Source organism: Streptomyces sp. NPDC058678 (assembly GCF_042714835.1).
In the GTDB taxonomy this organism is placed as follows: domain Bacteria; phylum Actinomycetota; class Actinomycetes; order Streptomycetales; family Streptomycetaceae; genus Streptomyces.
This window is the reverse complement of the sequence record NZ_JBHXSG010000169.1, coordinates 1-2,018: the sequence shown is the minus strand read 5'-3', so window position 1 is coordinate 2,018 and position 2,018 is coordinate 1. Positions and strand designations below refer to the sequence as shown.

Below are 2,018 nucleotides of genomic sequence, written 5' to 3'. Positions count from 1 at the left end.
CCTGGCGGGCCCGGATCGACGACGTACGCCCCGAGGACATGGCCCGGGTCCACGCAGTCAACGTCACCGGCCCGCTGCTGGGCATCCAGCACCTTGCCCCGCTGATGCCACCCGGCTCCTCGATCGTGAACGTCGGCTCGTCCGCCGCGCTCACCGGCCACTACCCGGTCGCCTACACGGCCAGTAAGTGGGCACTGCGCGGTCTGTCGCGGACCGCCGCCATGGAACTGGGGCCCGTTGGCATCCGCGTGAACATCGTCCACCCCGGCTTCATCGAGACGGACATGACCGCCTCCGCGGCGCCCGCGTTCCGAGAGGCGAACGTCCGCGAGACACCGCTCGGCCGCACCGGAACCGTCGACGAGATCACCCCGCTCGTCGCCTTCCTTCTCTCCGACGAGGCGTCCTTCATCACGGGGGCCGAGATCCCGGTCGACGGCGGCCTCACCGCGCACGGCGGCGCCAAGTCGATCTCGGACGCCCTGCGCGCGGACGCCTGAGCCGGCGACCACGCACGACGGACACGACAGAAAGGCCCTCCCTCCCATGGACAAGGTCCGCGCGAACGCCGCCGAGGCGGTCGCCGACATCCCCGACGGCGCGTCGCTGGCCGTCGGCGGCTTCGGCCTCAGCGGCATCCCCGACGTGCTCATCCAGGCACTCCACGCCCAGGGCACCACCGGCCTGGAGGTCGTGTCGAACAACTGCGGTGTGGACGGGCGCGGACTGGGAGTCCTGCTGGCCGACGGGGTGGTTCGCCCGTGTCACGGGCAGTTACGTGGGCGAGAACAAGGAGCTCGCCCGTCAGTACCTGTCGGGCGAGCTGGAGGTGGAGCTGGTGCCGCAGGGCACGCTGGCCGAACGGCTGCGCGCCGGGGGAGCGGGCATACCCGCCTTCTACACCCCGGCGGGGGTGGGCACCCAGGTGGCCAGGGGAGGGCTGCCCTGGCGCTACCGGCCCGACGGCACGGTCGCGGTGGCCTCCCCGCCCAAGGAGACCCGCGACTTCGCGGGCCGCACGTACGTCCTGGAGCACGGCATCACCACCGACTTCGCCCTCGTACGGGCCTGGCGCGGCGACCGCCACGGGAACCTGGTCTTCCGTAAGTCCGCAGCCAACTTCAACCCGCTGGCCGCGATGGCGGGCAACATCGCCGTCGCCGAGGTGGAGGAACTCGTCGAGCCGGGCGCGCTGAGCCCGGAGGAGATCCACCTGCCGGGCATCTTCGTTCAGCGGATCGTGGTCCTCACGCCGGCCGAGGCCGCCGACAAGCAGATCGAGCACCTTTCCATTTCCGCGTCTTCGACACGAGGGACCGTACGCGCATGAGCACCACCCTCGGAACGCAGCTGGGCTGGACCCGGGACCAGATGGCCGCCCGCGCCGCCGCCGAACTCACCGACGGCTCCTACGTCAACCTCGGCATCGGCCTGCCCACCCTCATCCCCGGCCACCTTCCCCCGGACGTCCATGTGGTCTTGCACTCCGAGAACGGCATCCTGGGCACGGGCCCGTACCCGACCGAGGCCGAGGTCGACCCTGACCTGATCAATGCCGGCAAGGAGACCGTCACGGTGCTGCCGGGGGCCTCCTTCTTCGACTCGGCCCTGTCCTTCGGCATGATCCGGGGCGGCCACATAGACACCGCCGTGCTCGGCGCGATGCAGGTCTCCGCCGTCGGAGACCTGGCCAACTGGATGATCCCCGGCAAGATGGTCAAGGGTATGGGCGGCGCGATGGACCTCGTCCACGGCGCCCGCCGCGTCATCGTCCTGATGGAACACACCGCCAAGGACGGCAGCCCGAAGATCCTCAAGGAGTGCACCCTCCCGCTCACCGGCGAACGGTGCGTCCACCGCATCATCACCGACCTCGGCGTCCTCGACGTCACATCCGAGGGCCTCGCTCTCGTGGAATGCGCGCCGGGTGTCACCGCCGAGGACATCGCCGCCCGCACCGACGCACCTCTGATCCGGAAGCCATAACCATGCGTCGGGCGGGCAGGGACCACGGGCCC

The 2,018-nt window shown here is 70.7% G+C and carries 2 protein-coding genes and 1 pseudogene; all 3 read left to right on the top strand.

Going from position 1 to position 2,018, the window contains the following annotated elements:
* On the top strand, nucleotides 1–500 hold a 500-nt coding region (locus ACFWWR_RS48535; RefSeq protein ID WP_384310776.1), incomplete at its 5' end, for an SDR family NAD(P)-dependent oxidoreductase.
* A gap of 46 nt (nucleotides 501–546) precedes the next feature.
* Nucleotides 547–1,330 (top strand): annotated as a pseudogene (locus tag ACFWWR_RS48530) (CoA transferase subunit A).
* A 20-nt stretch (nucleotides 1,331–1,350) separates the two neighbouring features.
* Nucleotides 1,351–1,986, top strand: coding sequence for a CoA transferase subunit B (locus ACFWWR_RS48525; RefSeq protein WP_384310778.1), 636 nt, complete (start codon nucleotides 1,351–1,353; stop codon nucleotides 1,984–1,986).
* Nucleotides 1,987–2,018: the final 32 nt, after the last annotated feature.